This window comes from Lysobacter terrae, from assembly GCF_054782215.1.
Genome location: NZ_BAAGSX010000008.1, coordinates 654,271 through 670,494, shown reverse-complemented (window position 1 = coordinate 670,494; position 16,224 = coordinate 654,271). Strand labels below are relative to the sequence as shown.

Below are 16,224 nucleotides of genomic sequence, written 5' to 3'. Positions count from 1 at the left end.
GCATGAACCCCGCGTTTTCCGTCATCTTCTTCACCACGTTGTCCGGCGCCGGCTATGGGCTGCTGGCGTGGAGCGCCGTAGCAGCGCTATTCCGCTGGAGCGGCGCGCAGACGTTGTTCGTCTGTGTCCTGCTGGGGCTGATCCTGGCGACGATCGGACTGTTCAGTTCGATGGCCCACTTGGGCAAGCCGCTGCGCGCGTGGCGGGCATTTTCGCAGTGGCGCACTTCGTGGCTGTCGCGCGAAGGCGTGATGGCGCTGATTACTTACGTTCCCGCCCTGGTGTTGCTGGCCGTGCTCGTCGCGACCGTGTTCGCCTCGCATGGCGACGACCGCGTTCCCGCGCAATTCGACCTCGTCCTTACCGCGAGTGCGGTGTCGCTGATCGCAGCAGCGATGGCGACCGTGGTCTGCACCGCGATGATCTACGCCTCGCTGCCACCCATTCCCGCGTGGCGCCACCGCGCCGTCGTTCCGGTCTACCTGTTGTTCGCGCTATTGACCGGCGGCCTGCTGTGTGCGGCGATCGTGAGCCTGTCGGGATCGGTCGGCAATGGCGTGGCGATAGCGGGCGTGTTCACTGCGGTGATCCTGGCGGTCGTGAAGTCGCGTTACTGGCATGACATCGACACCACGCCGCTGGCGATGACGCGCGGCGATGCCGTCGGCCTGCCCGGACGGCAGGTGAGCGTATTCGAGCGCCCGCACACCGAGTCGAACTACCTCACCCGCGAAATGGGCTTCGTCGTCGCGCGCACGCATTCGCGCCGCCTGCGGCAGATCGCGATCGTGCTGTTCGCGGTGGTGCCGGTCCTGCTGCTGATCCCGGTATGGCTGTTCGTGCATCTGGACGCAGGGCCGTGGCTGCTCGCGGCCGCTTTCGCCGCCATCGTGGGCGCATTCGTCGAGCGCTGGCTGTTCTTCGCCGAAGCGCGGCACCTGGTGACGCTGTATTACTGACGTCTATCCCGCCTTTCGCTCGTCGTGCCGGTGATCGCCTTGCAGCAAGCGCAACAGCTCAATGCCCTAGCCGACCTGCTGCGCCGTGGTGCGATCGCGCAGGCGCTGCCGCTGGCTCGCCAGATCGTGTTGCAGGCGCCGATGGATGCGGAGGCGCGGCAGTTGCTGGCCCTGTGCCTGGCGCAGTCCGGCGATGCGGGCGCCGCAGAGGCCGAGTTCCGACAGGCGCTCCAGCTTTCGCCTTCCCATCCCAATGCCCTGGCCAATCTGGCGACGCTGTTGCGCAGCACCGGGCGTGTTGAAGAAGCCGCGCCGCTCTGGCGTCGCGCGACAGCAGCGAGTCCTCGCTTCCTTCAGGCCTGGATCGACCTGGGTGCCGCCGAGCTGTCGCTGGGAAACAACGAAGCAGCGGCGACCGCATTCGAGAAGGCCATCGCGCTGCAACCTTCCGCACGCGCCTGGCATTACCTCGGCAATGCGAAGCGCGCCGCCGGCGATCTCGAGTCCGCGGAGCGGGCATTTCGCCAGGCGGTCGCACTCGATCCCGCCGCGGCCACCGCCTGGATCAATCTCGGCGCGGTGTTGCGGCTGCTGGGCAGAGCCGAAGAGTCGCTGGACTGTTACCGGCGTGCGCAAGTCCTTGGCTATTCCGATCCCGGACTACGCGACGCCGTGATTGGTGCACTCACCGATACGGGACGTATCGAAGAAGCGCTGACACAGGCGCGCGACTTGGTGGCGGAACACCCGACTTTCGCCCCAGCGCAGCGCACGCTGGCGGGATTGCTGTGGGAATACGGGCCGACGCTGCACGCAGCGGAAGACCCTGCCCCCCGCTTCGCTGCAGCGGCCGAAGCGAATCCGGACGACGTCGCGCTGCAACTGGCCTACTTCGGCTTCCTGCTCGAGTCGCGCAGAGCGGACGAGGCGGTCGAACGCATCGAAGCGCTGCGGCGCCGGGTCGATTCGCCGCAACTCGTCCGCGTTCACGCCGATGCGCTGAGTCGGGCCGGACAGATCGAGCGCGCGGGCGTGCTGTATTCGCAGCTCTATGCCGCAGGCGAGCGCGGCGATGCCTTTCTCAATGCCTGGGCACGCCAACTTCTTATCGCCGGCGATTGGGAAGCGGCGCGGGATCGAGCCGGCGAAGTGCTGCGATCCTCGCCCTGGAATCAGCAGGCGCTGGCCTATCTTTCGACGGCGTGGCGGCTGCTCGGCGACGAGCGCGAACTGTGGTTGTGCGATTACGAGCGGCTGATACAGCCGATCGAGCTCGCGCCGCCGGATGGATTCGGCACTTTGGAAGCGTTCCTTCGCGACTTGAACGCCATGCTGGACAGCTTGCATCGCGCGGTGCGTGAGCCGATCCCCGAAAGCCTGCGCGGCGGCTCGCAAACGCCTGGGCAGTTGTTCGGCAGACGCGACCCGATCATCGAGGCCACCGGGCAGGCCTTGCAGGCGGCGGTCCAGCGTTGGCTGGCGACACTGCCCGAAGATGCGAGCCATCCCTTCCTGCAGCGAAACCGCGGGCGCAGCCGCTTCAGCGGCTCCTGGTCGGTGAAGCTGCGCAGCGCCGGGCATCACGTCAATCACATCCACTCGGGCTGGATCAGCTCGGCGTTCTATGTGGCGCTGCCGCCTTCGGTGCGCTCGCAGACCGATGTCTCGTGTGCGGGACATATCCAGTTCGGCCAGCCACCCGTGGACCTGGGGCTGTCCCTGGAACCGCGGAGCATCGTGCGCCCCGAACCCGGCCGGCTCGTGTTGTTCCCTTCCTACCTGTGGCACGGGACCGTGCCCTTCGAAGACGCAGAGCCCCGGGTGACGATCGCGTTCGACATGGTGCCTGCGGCATAAGACCGATTCGGCATTACGGATCCGGCGAGGGACTGGGCATAATCGGCCGGACGTTCCCAGCGCCACCGCCACTGCGATGCCTGCTCCCTGGTTCGCCGCTCTGCTCGTTCCCTTGCTCACGCTTCCCGTGCGGCAAGCCGCGACCGTGCACGCGTCCAATGCTGACGCCGTCGCGACTAGCGCGCCTCAAACGAGCACGCTACAGGCAGACCCCACCCAGACCGATGCGCTCGCCAGCGTGGCGCCGACGGAGCTTTTCCCGGCGGACCTGTACCGCATCGATCCGATCTGGTTCCGCCCCGGCTGCCTGCAGCTGCGTTGCGGCGACGAGGAATGGCGTCGGGAGTTGCAGCCGCTGCCGGTCGCGTCGCGGCCGTCGCCGCGTCTGCCGGGCATGCGCCAGGCGCAGGGCTTGAGCGCGCCGGCACGTCCGCGCGAATCCCGCTCTTCGTATTCCAACGATGCGCGCATCGGCACGCGCTACGGCGTGCAACTCGTGCGCGACGGCGATACCCGGCTCAGCGTCGAAGTCGGCGGCGGTTATCGGCTTGCGCCGGCTTACGACGACGGCGTGTCGACTCCCGGCCCGATCTTCCGCGGCGGCATCAACCTCGGCCATCGCTTCGGCGAGCGTGCGCAGGTGAGCCAGCGCGTGCAGTTCGAAGCCGGCGGCGGCGAACGTTTCGTCAAGCAGATGTTCGGGCTGGACGTGGCGCTCGACGACGAGTGGCAGCTCGAATCCGATTACGTCATCCGTTACGACTCGCTGGGCGCCAGCGGCGCCGATACCGCCGAGGCTTGGCTGGGTATCCGCCGCTACTTCTGACGTCGCGCCCTCAGGGGCTGCTTTCCGCGATCAGATCTCTCGCACCCTGCGTCAGCAGCGCTTCCGCGACCTCCAGGCCGAGGCATTCGGGCGCGTCGCCGCGGCCCAAGGCGTTTGCGCGCACGGCGCGGCCGTCATGCGCCGATCCGACCAGGCCGTGCAGATGAAGGTGTTCGCCCTCGAGCCAGGCGTAGCCGGCGACCGGCACGTGGCAGCTGCCGTGCAGTGCGCGGTTCATCGCCCGCTCGGCTTCGACGCAGGTGCGTGTGGAGGCGTGATCGAGCGCCGCGCACAGCGCGCGGGTGGCCGCGTCGTCTTCGCGGCACTCGATCGCGATGGCGCCTTGCGCCGGTGCCGGCAGCCACGCCGGTGCATCCATCCGCGAGCGAATGCGTGCGTCGAAACCAAGACGTTCCAGACCCGCGCAGGCCAACACGATGGCGTCGTAATCGCCCGCGTCCAGCTTCGCCAGGCGCGTGTTCACGTTGCCGCGCAGGTCGCGCAACTGCAGGTCCGGGCGCTGCGCGCGCAATTGGGCCTGGCGGCGCAGCGAGGACGTGCCGACCACGGCACCCTGCGGCAAGGCCGCGATGTCGTCGTAGCGATTGCTGACGAAGGCGTCGGCGTGATCGGCGCGCTGCAGGATCGCCGGCAGGGCGAAGCCCGGTTCCAGCTCCATCGGCACGTCCTTGAGCGAATGCACGGCGCAGTCGGCTTCCCCGCGCAGCATCGCCAGCTCCAGCTCCTTCAGGAACAGGCCCTTGCCGCCGATCGCCGCGAGCGAACGGTCCAGCACTTCATCGCCGCGCGTGCTCATCGGCACCAGCACGACGTCGAGGCCGGGGTGGGCGCCGCGCAGGGCGGCGGCGACATGTTCGCTCTGCCATAGGGCGAGCGGGCTCTTGCGGGTAGCGATGCGGAGAAGGCGGGTCATGGCGCCATTATCGCCCGGGGCCACCTCGGGAGCTGCAAAAAGTGCCGAAAGCCCCGCCCGCAAACGAAAACCGGAGGCCCAGGCCTCCGGTTTCGTCACCTCAACGGGTGCGATCCGCTGCTCAGTAACCCTTCTCGAAGTTGAGCATCACGGCGTTGTCCGCGTCGTCGCCCTTGCCGAAAACGCCGCGGTACTCGACGCGGATCGAGAAGTCGCGCTGCAGGTAGAACATCGCTCCGAAGCCGACCATCACGCGGTTGCGGTCGAAGCCGTCGACATCGGCGCGGTACAGCGGGCCGGTCGGCAGATCGACGTACTGCAGGGTCACCGCGCTATCCGTCTTGAAGTCGTGCTGGTACTCCACGCGGAACTGCGGCACGAACGCGCCCCAGTTCGTGTCATGGTGGAACTGCCAGCGCAGGCCGAGATTGCCGGTCGTGGTGTCCACGTCCTGGTCGCCATACACCAGGCTGTAGATCGGATCGCCGTGCTCCGCATAACCGTCGAGCGTGGCGCGCGCCACGTCCACACGTGCATAGGGAGTCAGCTGCATGTCGCCGCGCTGGAATTGCGCACCGGCCGAGATCGACGCGAACCACTGCGAACCGTCACGCGAGCCTTCGACGTAGCCGCCGGTCGCGCCGACGAAACGCCGCAGGTCGTACGACAGACGCTGATAGCCGGCCAGCCCATCCACGAAGAAGGTCTCGCCCGGGGCGTAGCTCGCGTACAGCGCCAGCGTGGTGGCGTCGCCCTCGGCGCGGCTGCCGTTGTCGCCGATGTCGCTGTCGTCGCGGCCGTAACCGATGCCGCCACCGAACGTGAAGGCCGGGCTGAAGCGATAGTCGAGGCCCGCGCTGACGCCATCGCTTTCGAAGTCGGCGCCCTCGCCGCCACCGCGGCCGTCCTGGTTGCCGGAGCGGATGACGCCGCCGATCCAGGTGCCGAGGCGCCCGCCGACGCTGCCGCGCTCATCTTCGTCAGCCGTTGGCATCGCGACAGCGTCGTTCGATGCCACCAGATTGCAGACATCGCCCGGCTTGCGCCCGATCGCATCGAGGCAGCGACGGCTCGCGGCGAAGCCCAGTCCGTTGCTGAAGCCGGCGCCATCGCGACCGCTACCGTGGAGGTTCTCCAACCGCTGCTGGAAGTTGCCGATCTGCGCACTGGCGAAGCGACGCGTGGCTTCCACCTGCGCATCGATCAGGCCGCGCACTTCGGCATCGCGCGACGGATCCGGTCGCGGTGCCACGTCTATCGTGACGGTGGCCGGCGCCGAAGTCGCGAACGCGTTGCTCAGCGTGAACTGCACGACCGCCTGCCCGGAGAAGCCCGTCACCGGCGTATAGGTCAGGCGATAGCTGCCGCCGACCGGCGCGATGGTGGCCGTGCCGGACGTCGCCGGCGTCAGCGACACCACGGTGGCCGCCGTGAAGGGACCGCCACTGGCGCCCTGAGTGAGATCCACCGTTACCGACAACCCGCCCATGACGCTTGTCGTCTGTGCCGCCGCGACGGGCATCGGGTTGATGGTGATCGTCACCGTTGCCGGCGCCGAGGTGCCGCCGGGGCCGATCGCCTGATAGGTGAACGTATCGTTCCCGGAATAGCCGGCGCTGGCGGTGTAGACGATGTTCAAGCCGCTGACCGTGGCGGTTCCGTGCGCGGGTGCAGTGGCGACGGCGATCGAGGTAATGACGCCGGTGTCGTTCGTCGTCACCGCCACGGTGGCGGGAGTCGCGCCCAGCGTCGTGGCCGCATCATTGACCGCGACGGGCACGGATTCCGCAATGGTCACGGTGTAGCCCTGCGTGCCGCTGAAGCCGAGCGTATCGGTGGCGCTAACGCTGAAGGTGTAACTGCCGGCCGTCGTCGGCGTACCGCTGAATGCACCGCTGGAGGACAGGCCGATGCCGACCGGCAGACTGCCTGACACCAGCGCGTAGCTGTAGGGCGATGTACCGCCGGATGCGGTCAACGTCTGCGCATAGGCGATACCACGCACGCCATTGGGCAAGGTCGACGGCGAGAGGGTGATCGTCGGTGCGGCGATCACCACCGAATAGGCCTGATCGCCGGTGAAGCCATTCGCATCGGTCGCGCGCACCGTGAAGTTGAATGTGCCCGCCGTGATCGGCGTACCGGAGAACACCCCCGCGCTGCTGAAGCTCATGCCTACGGGCAACGAACCGGAGACCAGACTGAAGCTGTAAGGCGCCGCACCGCCACCGCCGGTGAAGGTCTGGCTGTAGGCGACGCCCGCGGTGCCATTCGGCAACGATGCCGGCGACACCGTGATCGTCGGAGCGGCGATCACCACCGAATAGGCCTGATCGCCGGTGAAGCCGTTCGCATCGGTCGCGCGCACGGTGAAGTTGAATGTGCCCGCAGTGATCGGCGTACCGGAGAACACCCCCGCGCTGCTGAAGCTCATGCCTACGGGTAACGAACCGGAGACCAGACTGAAACTGTAAGGCGCCGCACCGCCGCTGCCGGTAAAGGTCTGGCTGTAGGCAACGCCCGCCGTGCCATTCGGCAACGATGCCGGCGCCACCGTGATCGTCGGAGCGGCGATCACCACCGAATAGGCCTGATCGCCGGTGAAGCCGTTCGCATCGGTCGCGCGCACGGTGAAGTTGAATGTGCCCGCAGTGATCGGCGTGCCCGAGAACACGCCGGCACTGCTCAGGCTCATGCCCACCGGCAGCGCACCGGACACCAAGCTGAAGGTATACGGCGAGGTTCCGCCGCTCCCGCTCAAGGTCTGGCTGTAGGCGGCGCCGGCAACTCCATTGGGCAACGTCGACGGCGACACCACGATCGTCGGCGCGCTTACGGTGATGCTGACCGTGGCCGGCGCCGAGGTTCCGCCGAGATTGCTGGCGGTGTAGGTGAAGCTGTCCGAACCGGAATAGCCCACGTTGGGCTGGTAGGTGATGCTGGTGCCGCTGGCGATCGCGGTGCCGTTGGCGGGCGCGGTGCCGATCGCCACCGACGTGGGTACGCCACCGGTGATGTTGAGCGTGATCGGATTGGCGCCGCTGTTGAAAGCCACCGTCGCCGACACCGCATTCGCGACCGGTACCGGCGGACCGGTCACCGTGATGGTGACGGTCGCCGGCGCCGAGGTACCGCCGGAATTGGTAGCGGTATAGGTGAAGCTGTCGGACCCGACGAAACCGGTATTCGGCTGATACGTGATGCTGGTGCCGGAGGCGATCGCCGTGCCGTTGCTGGCGGCCGTGGCCACCGCTACCGACGTCGGCACACTGCCGGTGATGTTGAGCGTGATCGGATTGGCGCCGCTGTTGAAGGCCACCGTTGCAGACACGGGATTCGCGGTCGGCGGCGCCTGCGGTGCGACGACGAGCGAGTAGGCGCGGCTGCCGGTGTACGGCCCGGTGCCGGTGCTGCTGTCGGTTGCGGTCACGGTGAAGTTGAACGTGCCGTTCGCGGTAGGCGTGCCCGACAACGTGCCTGCACTGCTCAGGACCAAGCCCGCGGGTAACGCCCCTGCGGTGATCGCGAAAGAGTGCGGCGATGTCCCGCCACTGGCCGTGATCGTCTGGCTATAGGCCGAAGCCTCGGTGGCACCGGGCAACGTGGTCGGCGACACGCTGATCGTGGGCGCGTTGACCGTCAGCGAATAGGCGCGGCTGCCGGTGTACGGCCCCGTGCCGGTGCTGCTGTCCGTCGCGGTCACGGTGAAGTTGAACGTACCGCCCGCCGTCGGTGTGCCGGAAAGCGCGCCACCGCTGCTCAGGGTCAAGCCCGCCGGGAGCGCGCCAGCCGTGATGGCAAACGTGTAAGTCGCCGTGCCGCCGCTCGCGGTGATGGTCTGGCTATAGGCGGAACCTGCGGTCGCGCTCGGCAGCGTCGTCGGCGACACGCTGACCGTGGGCGCGTTGACCGTCAGCGCGTAGGCGCGGCTGCCGCTGTGGGCCGCGCTATCGGTCGCGGTGATCGTGAAGTTGAAGCTGCCGCCCGCCGTCGGCGTGCCCGTGAGTGCGCCGGTGCTGGAAAGACTCAAACCCGCCGGCAATGCACCCGCTGTAACGGCGAAGGTAAACGGTGGCGTGGTGCCGCCGCTCGCGGTGAGCGTCTGGCTGTAGGCCGCGCCGACGGTTGCGTTGGGCAACGTGGTCGGGCTGACCGTGACCGGCGGCGGTGCAACGACGTTGAGGGTGAAGTTTTCCAGTTCGAAATAGCTGCCCGGCCCGGTGCTCGCATCGGTCACGCGAACGACGATCGGGAAGCTGGCGGGCGACACGCTGGTGGTGCCGCTGAGCACGCCGCTACCGGACAGCGTGATGCCGGCCGGTAGCGAACCGCTTTCGAGCAGGAACGTGTGCGGCGCGACACCGCCGCTCGGCGTCAACGTCTGCGAGAAGGCGACGCCCTGGAACGCCGATGCCGACGTCGGGCTGATCGACAGCGACGGGTTCTGCACCGTGCCGGTGTAGCCCTTGTCGGTTGAGGCGCCGAGCGAATCCAACGAGCGCACGCTGAAGGAATACGCGCCGCGCTGCGTGGGTGTCCCGGAGATCACGCCGGTCGACGACAGACTCAGGCCGGGCACCAGCGTGCCGCCGGACACCGTGTACGTATACGGCGCGGTGCCGCCGGTGGAAGAGAGCGTCTGCGAGAACGCCGCGCCTGCCGTCATCGCCGGCAGCGTCGCCGGCGACACCACGATCGCCGACGTCGGGGCGCTGATGGTGATGTTGAAGACGACGTCGTTGTTATCGTTGTCGAGGAAAGTAAAGGTATCGCTCGTCGCCGAATCGCCGTTGTGCACGTAGGTGACGAGTTGCACGCCGCCGCTGTTGGCGCCGATCGTCGCCGTGCCGTGCGCGGTGGTGAGCGGGCTGGTGCCGCTGAGGCCGCCGTCAAAGGGGCCGTCGCAGGTGCTGGCGTCGATCGACACCGAGCCGCCGTTGGCTACTGTCGCCGTCAACGGTGCCGGGCAGTAGGTCGATGTCGCGGCCGATGCGGCCGATGACCACATCGCCCCCAGGCACAGCAGCGCGAACGCGAAATTCTTCAGCAGGCCATGGCGGCGGCCCGACACGCAATTCCGAATGGAATCCGGCATATCCCTTGCTCCCCTAGCGGTCCATCATGGCGCAACAGGTGCAGTGGCACCCGCAATACTCACGTACTGTCGCGCTGAAACCGGCCAAGGAGGCCGGTCCATCCCCTTCCTTCGGCCGCATTGAAGCAGGGTCCGGGGCGCGACGGAAGTGCCCGCCGGGTCACGGCCCTTGTGGCGGTCACAGCGGGCGGTCAGAGTAGGCCCCGCGACGCATGAGGCGTCGCGTCCACATACGGGGGAAAGGCAATGAGTGACTATTTCCTCGGTCAGATCATGATGACCGGCTTCAACTTCGCTCCAAAGTATTTTGCGCAGTGCAACGGACAATTGCTGCCGATACAACAGAACCAGGCCCTGTTTTCGCTGTTGGGCACGCAGTACGGCGGTAACGGCACGACCAACTTCGCGCTACCCGATCTGCGCAGCCGCACGCCGATCGGCTACGGCAATTCGGTGGACTCGGGATGGCAACCGACGCCGGTGCAGATCGGCGAGGTGGGCGGTAGCGAGAATGTCACGCTGCTGACAACCAACCTGCCCGCGCACGTGCATTCGGTGAACGCGTCCACCACTGCCGGCGACAACCGCATCCCGGTCGGGCGCGTGTATGCGACCAGCATCAACAACAGTCCGGCCGTCGCGATCTATGCGGCCTCTACCGGCGCCACCGTGGCGATGAATCCGGCAACGGTCGCCAACACGGGCGGCACCCAGCCGCATTCCAACCTGCAGCCCTACGAAGTCATCAACTTCTGCATCGCGCTGAACGGCATCTTCCCGTCGCGCAACTGACGCAAGCCATCCATCCAAACGACAGGGAGTCGTCGTTCGCGCATTTCGCGCCATCGCATCCGACTCCTGCATCACGGACTTCAGGAGCAACATCATGAGTGATCCTTTCCTCGGCGAAATCCGCATGTTCGGCTTTGGCCGCACGCCGGTGGGCTGGCAAGCCTGCGACGGCAGTCTGCTGTCGATTTCGCAGAACGACGCGCTGTTCTCTTTGCTGGGCACGATCTACGGCGGCGACGGCGTGAGCACCTTCGCAGTACCGGATCTGCGCGGGCGGCTGCCGATCCATCAGGGTCAGGGCCAGGGGCTGAGTCCCTACTTCATCGGCCAGGTCGCGGGCAGCGAGAACGTCACGCTCACGACCAACCAGATTCCTGCGCACTCGCACTCGCTGCAGGTGACCACCGCGGCTTCGACCGCGACCACGCCGGGCCCCGCGCTGCTGCCCGGCACCGTCAGCGGCGACACGTTCTACGTCAACACGATCGTCGGCAACACGGCGGCGGCGATGGAGTCCAACATGCTGGCCAACAGCGGCAACTCGCTGCCGCACGAGAACTGCATGCCGACCCTCACTGTGCAGTACTGCATCGCGACCGCCGGCATCTATCCGCCGCAGAGCTGACGCTCAGGCACCTTCATTGCGCATGCCGGCGGCTGCCGGGGTGCAACGACCTCATCGAGGATCCAGATCATGACCGAACCTTTCATTGGCGAGATCCAGCTGTTCGGATTCAACTTCAACCCACGCAATTGGGCTTTCTGCAATGGCGCGCTGTTGCCGATTCAGCAGAACACGGCGCTGTTTTCGTTGCTGGGCACGCAGTACGGCGGCAACGGGACGACGAATTTCCAGTTGCCCAACTTCGTCGGACGCGGCGGCTGCGAGCAGGGCAACGGGTCTGGATTGTCGCCGCGCACTATCGGCGAGTCCTTCGGCGTCGACTCGGTGACGCTGACGCAGGGCGAGATGCCCGCGCACAGCCACAACGTCAATGCTTATTCGCAAACGGCGAGTGGTAGCGGCACGGGTACGCCAGTGGCCAACGGTGGGCTGTCCTTTCTCGCGGCCAGCACTTCGTCGAAGACGTTCATCGCTTCGCCGGAGAACACGCAGTTGGCGCCCAACATGATCGGCCCGCAGGGCGGCGGTCTGCCGCATGCGAATCAGCAGCCGTATCTGGGCGTGAACTTCTGCATCGCGCTGCAGGGCATCTTCCCGTCGTTCGGCTAGCCGTGATGGGGGCGACGATTCCGCTGCCGCCTGGTCTGCCGGACTTTCCGGCAGCGGATCGTCACGTCGACACACCCGCGTCTCTACGGGAGCGCGGGTTGTGGCTGCGGCACGCGACATCGGCCGATCTGGTCTGGCTGCATCGCCTTTACGCGACGACACGCGCTGAGGAAATGGCGCAGGTGCCTTGGCCGGATACGTTGAAGCAGGCGTTTCTGGCCGATCAGTTCGGTCTGCAGCATCGGCATTACCTGAGCCATTACGACAACTGCGATTTCCTTGTGATTGAAGGCACGCAGGGGCCGCTGGGGCGTTATTACCTGCAGCGGGGGCCGCAGCATCATTTGGTGGTCGATATCAGTTTGTGGCCGCAGTCGCGTAACCAGGGTATCGGGCGGGCGCTCATCGAGGCCTCGCAGCAAGAGGCCTGGCGCGAGCGTTGCGAACTGCGCCTGCACGTGCTGACCACCAACCATGCGGCGAAGCGGCTATATCAGCGTTTGGGTTTCGTAGTGGTGGAGACGCAGGGCATACATCACCGCATGCAATGGAATCCCGTGTACGGCGCAAGCAACAGCCCGAAGTTGTGCCGGCAGGAGGGCGGCGCCGGCGGGTAGTCGTGACACGCCGTGAAGCCGTCCATGGAGGCTTGTCAGCGGCATCCATGCCATCACGGGCGGGCAGGCGGCACCGGTGGGTAGTCGCGACACGCCGTGAATCCATCCATGGAGGCTTGGTCAGCGGCATCCATGCCGCTGACAGTCGCGCCTACCCACCGGCACCGCCTGCCCCTCACACATCTCGGCGCATTGGCAAAAACCAAAAGCGAGAAGCGAGAAGCGCCAGCAAGGGCACTGCTCTTCTTCGAAGCGGTGACCTGAAAGCTCGCGCTTAGCGCTGCCCGCCGGGATGGGGGTGGCGGAGAGCGGACCATGGATGGTCCGCGGCCCGACTAAAGGCAGGACTGCCGTCCGGAGGGTCGCAGCCACCCCCATCCCGGCGGGTAGCGCGTCTCCCCGAAGAAGACAGCCGGGAACGCCCGGCAATCCGATCTCAGTTGAAGACGGCCTGATACAGGAACCCGCCCTTCTCCTGCGCGATCGGCACCAGGAAAATGCCCACCTCGCCGACGCGCGGATGGCGCATCACGTACGTCTGCTGCGGGAACAGGAAGGCGGAGGTGTTGCGGAACAGCAGCGAGAACGGCGGCCGCACCGGATTAGGCAGGCGGGTCTCCAGGGGCCGCGCTTCCACCAGCACGAAGGGCACGTCCATATCGCTCAGCGATGCGGAAAAGGTTTCGTTCACGCAGCCGGCGAAGTGTTGCAGGGTGAGCAATTCCATTTGTTCCTGGTCCTGATGACGGCGGCGGTGCCGCCCGGCTACGAGTCGAACGCGTACTGCGCTCGCCGGTTCAACAAGGTGCTTGTTCTACAGGTGCTTGAGCGTGTCGCGCAATCCGGCCACGCAACGGCGGCTGACTTCCAGCGGGTTCTTGCCGTGGCGCAGGATTGCCTGCACATGGCCATCAGGGCTGCGCTTGAGCTCGACGATCTCATGGCGGGCCACCAGGCAGTTGCGGTGGATGCGCACGAAGCGTTCGCCGAATTCCTCTTCCAGCGATTTCAGCGATTCCTCGATCAGGTCCTCGCCGCGCGCGTGGTGGACGATGACGTATTTCTCCTCGGCATGGAGGTAGTGCACGTCTTCGAGCGGGATCAGGCGCAGGCTGCCGCGCAACCGTGCGCATAGATGGGTGCGTCGCTGCGTCGGCGTGCTGCTGGAAGACGTGGACGACTGCACGCGGCCCGCGGCGAAGGTGCGCACGCGGTCGATCGCGGCGGCCAGGCGTTCGGCCCGCACCGGCTTGACCAGATAGTCGATGGCTTCCGCCTCGAACGCCGACAGGGCATGCGCGTCGTACGCCGTGCAGAACACGACGGCGGGACGCGGTTCGAATGCAGCGAGGTGGCGCGCGGCTTCCAGGCCGTCGATACCCGGCATGGCGATATCCAGCAGCACCAGGTCGGGATGATGGGTGGCGCAGGCGTGCAGGGCTTCGTGGCCATCGGCGGCGTCGGCAACGATCTCGACGCCCTTGATCTCGGCCAGCAGCCCTCGCAGCCGCTCGCGCGCAAGGGGCTCGTCGTCGGCGATGACTACTTTCATGCGCTCCTCTTGCTTCCCGTACCTTTGTCGGTCTCCGCCAGGTCGGCGGTGGGGACCGGCAACCTGAGGTCGACCTGATAGTAGCCCTCGTCCCACCCGGCGGTCATCCGGGCCCGTGGGCCGTAGGCGTAGCGCAGGCGCTGGGCGATGCTGAACTGTGCATGGCGATTGCCGTTGCGTGGCGGTTCGTTGCTGGCGTCCAGCGTGGGCAGGATGTCGCCTTCGCGCGGCGGCGGGGCCGGATTGCGAATGCAGACCGCGAGCTCGTCGCCGATCTGCGCCAGCTCCACTTCGATCTCGCCGCCTCCCGGCAGGCGTGAAATGCCGTGCAGTACCGCGTTCTCCAGCAACGGCTGCAATACCAGGCGCGGCATCGGCATGCGCCAGGGCAGCGGCTCGGCCATGCGCCAGGCGATGCGCAGGCGATGGCCCAGGCGCAACTGTTCGATGGCGAGATAGCGCTCGCACAGTTCGATTTCTTCGCGCAGGGCCGAGTCGGAGTCGCCGGCACCCAGCGCGGCGCGGAAGAGGTCGGACAGGTCGAGCACCGCGCGCTCGGCTACCACCGGGTCGCTGCGAACCAGGCCGGCGATGGTGTTCATGCTGTTGAAGAGGAAGTGCGGCTTGATTCGCGCCTGCAGGGCGTCGGCTTCGGCGCGCGCGCTGGCGCGGACTTGCGCCGCCCAGCCGTCGTTGACGTACAGGTAACGCAGTACCACGGCGACGATCAGCGTGGTCGTCGCCGCCGATCCCCACAGGAAGCGCGGCATCGACACGTGGTTCGGCACCAGGCCGTAACCCAGGCTAGCATCGATCACGTAGGCGATGGACGCGCCCAGCGCCGCGACGGTGCCGCTACCGAACAGCGCCACGGCCGTGCCGACTGGTTGCGATAGTTTCGAGATCCACTGCCGCGACACGCACAGCAGTACCGCGGCGGTCAGCGCGAGCCACAGGGAGAAGCCGCTGCCGGTAATGAAGCGTTCCAGATCCCAATGCGCGCCGCCCGGTGCCAGCGCCAGCACTACGACCACGAGTTCGGCCATGCCCAGCATCACTGCGAGACGCGGCAGCCGGCACAGGTCCGGCAGCCATGGTTCGCGCGGGTCGCGGGCCGCCATGGTGGGCTAGACGCCGGTGCCTGCTGCCTGGAAGCGCTGTGCCATCCAGGTGCCCAGGTCGCGGATTTCCTCCGCGCAGACCTGATGCGCCATCGGGTAGGCATGCCAGTCGACGGCGAAACCGAGTTCGCGCAGCTTGCGTGCGCTGAAATCGCCGCCGGCATAGGGCACCACCGGATCGAACTGGCCGTGCGCCATGAATAGCGGCTGCGAGGTTGCCTCCGGCGTGGTTTCGCGCGCGAGGCGCTCGGGCATAGGAAGGTAGGTCGACAGTGCGATCACGCCCGCCACTGGCTGGGTGCGTCGCAACGCGGTCGCCAATGCGATCGCGCCGCCTTGGGAAAAGCCGGCCAGCAACAGGCGCGAGGCGGGGATGCCGCGTGCGGCTTCGCGTGCGATCAGTGCTTCGGTTTGGGTCACGGATTCGTCCACGCCGGTTTCGTCGGCGCGGTTGGCCAGGTTCATGTCGCGGATGTCGTACCAGGCGCGCATGCGCACGCCGTTGTTGATCGTGACAGGGCGAACCGGTGCATGCGGGAAGACGAAGCGCAACGCGGGCCAGTCCTTGCGCACGAGCTCGGGCACGATGGGGGCGAAGTCGTGGCCGTCGGCGCCCAGGCCGTGCAGCCACAGCACGCTCCATTGCGGTTCGGGGCCGGTTTCGTGTTCGACGGTTTCGAGCAGGGTGGCGGAATCGTTCATGTTCGGCATTGTGAGCAATGAGTGGCTGCCTTGTCGAAAACCGTGGCCACATATCTAAACCTCCTCGCCCCGCTTGCGGGGAGATGGACAGCTTCGCGCAGCGAAGCAGGGTGAGGGGACGTGCTGTCGGCGGTAGCGATCTCGGCGCGGGCAGTCGGCGCCAGTGGGCAGGCGCGACATGCCGTGAATCCGTCCATGGAGGCTCGGTCGGCGGCATCCATGCCGCCGACGGTCGCGCCTACCCACTGGCACCGCCTGCCCTCCCACACATCTCGGACGCGTTGAAAGCGAAGCAAAGCTTTTGCCGAAGCGGCGCTCCGCACGCTCGCGATAAGCGCTGCCCGGCGCGATGGGGGTGCGGAGAGCGGACCAGGATGGTCCGCGGCCCCGACTAAAGGCAGGGATGCCGTCCGGAGGGGCGGAGCACCCCCATCGCGTCGGGTAGCGCGTCCCACAGAAGCCGGCTGCACTTAAGTCAGGGAGGTTCAAATGGCAGTCTCACCAGCTGAGACCGCCCCGCCCCAAGCTGCCGCGA

General features: G+C 66.9%; 12 protein-coding genes and 1 pseudogene. 7 read left to right on the top strand and 6 right to left on the bottom strand.

The annotated features are described in order from the left end of the window. Positions 1-2: 2 nt before the first annotated feature. From ACYVJ8_RS14655 to ACYVJ8_RS14645, 3 genes are all read left to right on the top strand, one after another. Positions 3-959, top strand: coding sequence for a dimethyl sulfoxide reductase anchor subunit family protein (locus tag ACYVJ8_RS14655; RefSeq protein WP_460713659.1), 957 nt, complete (start codon positions 3-5; stop codon positions 957-959). A gap of 39 nt (positions 960-998) precedes the next feature. Next, a complete protein-coding gene (locus ACYVJ8_RS14650; protein WP_460713657.1) occupies positions 999-2,816 on the top strand; it encodes a tetratricopeptide repeat protein in 1,818 nt (605 codons plus the stop codon). Positions 2,817-2,892: 76 nt separating this feature from the next. After that, complete coding sequence (locus tag ACYVJ8_RS14645) at positions 2,893-3,642, top strand: DUF481 domain-containing protein (RefSeq protein ID WP_460713655.1); 750 nt, start codon at positions 2,893-2,895, stop codon at positions 3,640-3,642. 10 nt (positions 3,643-3,652) lie between these two features. Here ACYVJ8_RS14645 and hemC read toward each other — a convergent pair whose 3' ends face one another. Beyond that, positions 3,653-4,576, bottom strand: a complete 924-nt coding sequence (hemC, locus tag ACYVJ8_RS14640; protein WP_460713653.1) for a hydroxymethylbilane synthase — start codon at positions 4,574-4,576, stop codon at positions 3,653-3,655. A gap of 148 nt (positions 4,577-4,724) precedes the next feature. After that, positions 4,725-9,260, bottom strand: a pseudogene (locus ACYVJ8_RS14635) (putative Ig domain-containing protein); the annotation flags it as partial. Between the two features lie 657 nt (positions 9,261-9,917). Between ACYVJ8_RS14635 and ACYVJ8_RS14630 the strand changes: the two are divergent. The 4 genes from ACYVJ8_RS14630 to ACYVJ8_RS14615 all read left to right on the top strand — a co-directional run bounded on the left by ACYVJ8_RS14630 (position 9,918) and on the right by ACYVJ8_RS14615 (position 12,314). Then, positions 9,918-10,463 (top strand): phage tail protein, encoded by a 546-nt coding sequence (locus tag ACYVJ8_RS14630; RefSeq protein ID WP_460713651.1) that lies wholly within the window; start codon positions 9,918-9,920, stop codon positions 10,461-10,463. A gap of 94 nt (positions 10,464-10,557) precedes the next feature. Next, positions 10,558-11,088, top strand: coding sequence for a phage tail protein (locus ACYVJ8_RS14625; protein ID WP_460713649.1), 531 nt, complete (start codon positions 10,558-10,560; stop codon positions 11,086-11,088). 69 nt (positions 11,089-11,157) lie between these two features. Then, the gene (locus ACYVJ8_RS14620; protein WP_460713647.1) at positions 11,158-11,697 is read left to right on the top strand and encodes a phage tail protein; all 540 of its coding nucleotides are present in this window, start codon (positions 11,158-11,160) and stop codon (positions 11,695-11,697) included. A gap of 5 nt (positions 11,698-11,702) precedes the next feature. Next, the gene (locus tag ACYVJ8_RS14615) at positions 11,703-12,314 is read left to right on the top strand and encodes a GNAT family N-acetyltransferase (protein WP_460713645.1); all 612 of its coding nucleotides are present in this window, start codon (positions 11,703-11,705) and stop codon (positions 12,312-12,314) included. 436 nt (positions 12,315-12,750) lie between these two features. On the opposite strand, the gene ACYVJ8_RS14610 is transcribed toward ACYVJ8_RS14615, so the two are convergent. The 4 genes from ACYVJ8_RS14610 to ACYVJ8_RS14595 form a co-directional block, all read right to left on the bottom strand. Further along, complete coding sequence (locus ACYVJ8_RS14610) at positions 12,751-13,041, bottom strand: DUF6916 family protein (RefSeq protein ID WP_460713643.1); 291 nt, start codon at positions 13,039-13,041, stop codon at positions 12,751-12,753. A gap of 87 nt (positions 13,042-13,128) precedes the next feature. After that, positions 13,129-13,866 carry a LytR/AlgR family response regulator transcription factor gene (locus tag ACYVJ8_RS14605; protein WP_460713641.1) on the bottom strand — a complete coding sequence of 246 codons (738 nt, stop codon included), beginning with the start codon at positions 13,864-13,866 and terminating at the stop codon, positions 13,129-13,131. Further along, positions 13,863-14,987: a sensor histidine kinase gene (locus tag ACYVJ8_RS14600; RefSeq protein ID WP_460713639.1), complete on the bottom strand. Its 1,125-nt coding sequence runs from the start codon at positions 14,985-14,987 to the stop codon at positions 13,863-13,865. The genes ACYVJ8_RS14605 and ACYVJ8_RS14600 overlap by 4 nt, the downstream gene beginning before the upstream one ends. 6 nt (positions 14,988-14,993) lie before the next feature. Further along, entirely contained in the window at positions 14,994-15,689 is a 696-nt protein-coding gene (locus ACYVJ8_RS14595) for an alpha/beta hydrolase (RefSeq protein ID WP_460713637.1), read from the bottom strand. Positions 15,690-16,224 lie beyond the last annotated feature (535 nt).

Excerpts from the sequence above, each read along its gene's own strand:
- ACYVJ8_RS14655 (WP_460713659.1), top strand. The coding sequence starts at position 3 with ATGAACCCCGCGTTTTCCGTCATCTTCTTCACCACGTTGTCCGGCGCC.
- ACYVJ8_RS14645 (WP_460713655.1), top strand. The coding sequence starts at position 2,893 with ATGCCTGCTCCCTGGTTCGCCGCTCTGCTCGTTCCCTTGCTCACGCTT.
- hemC (WP_460713653.1), bottom strand. The coding sequence starts at position 4,576 with ATGACCCGCCTTCTCCGCATCGCTACCCGCAAGAGCCCGCTCGCCCTA.
- ACYVJ8_RS14630 (WP_460713651.1), top strand. The coding sequence starts at position 9,918 with ATGAGTGACTATTTCCTCGGTCAGATCATGATGACCGGCTTCAACTTC.
- ACYVJ8_RS14625 (WP_460713649.1), top strand. The coding sequence starts at position 10,558 with ATGAGTGATCCTTTCCTCGGCGAAATCCGCATGTTCGGCTTTGGCCGC.
- ACYVJ8_RS14620 (WP_460713647.1), top strand. The coding sequence starts at position 11,158 with ATGACCGAACCTTTCATTGGCGAGATCCAGCTGTTCGGATTCAACTTC.
- ACYVJ8_RS14615 (WP_460713645.1), top strand. The coding sequence starts at position 11,703 with ATGGGGGCGACGATTCCGCTGCCGCCTGGTCTGCCGGACTTTCCGGCA.
- ACYVJ8_RS14610 (WP_460713643.1), bottom strand. The coding sequence starts at position 13,041 with ATGGAATTGCTCACCCTGCAACACTTCGCCGGCTGCGTGAACGAAACC.
- ACYVJ8_RS14605 (WP_460713641.1), bottom strand. The coding sequence starts at position 13,866 with ATGAAAGTAGTCATCGCCGACGACGAGCCCCTTGCGCGCGAGCGGCTG.
- ACYVJ8_RS14600 (WP_460713639.1), bottom strand. The coding sequence starts at position 14,987 with ATGGCGGCCCGCGACCCGCGCGAACCATGGCTGCCGGACCTGTGCCGG.
- ACYVJ8_RS14595 (WP_460713637.1), bottom strand. The coding sequence starts at position 15,689 with ATGAACGATTCCGCCACCCTGCTCGAAACCGTCGAACACGAAACCGGC.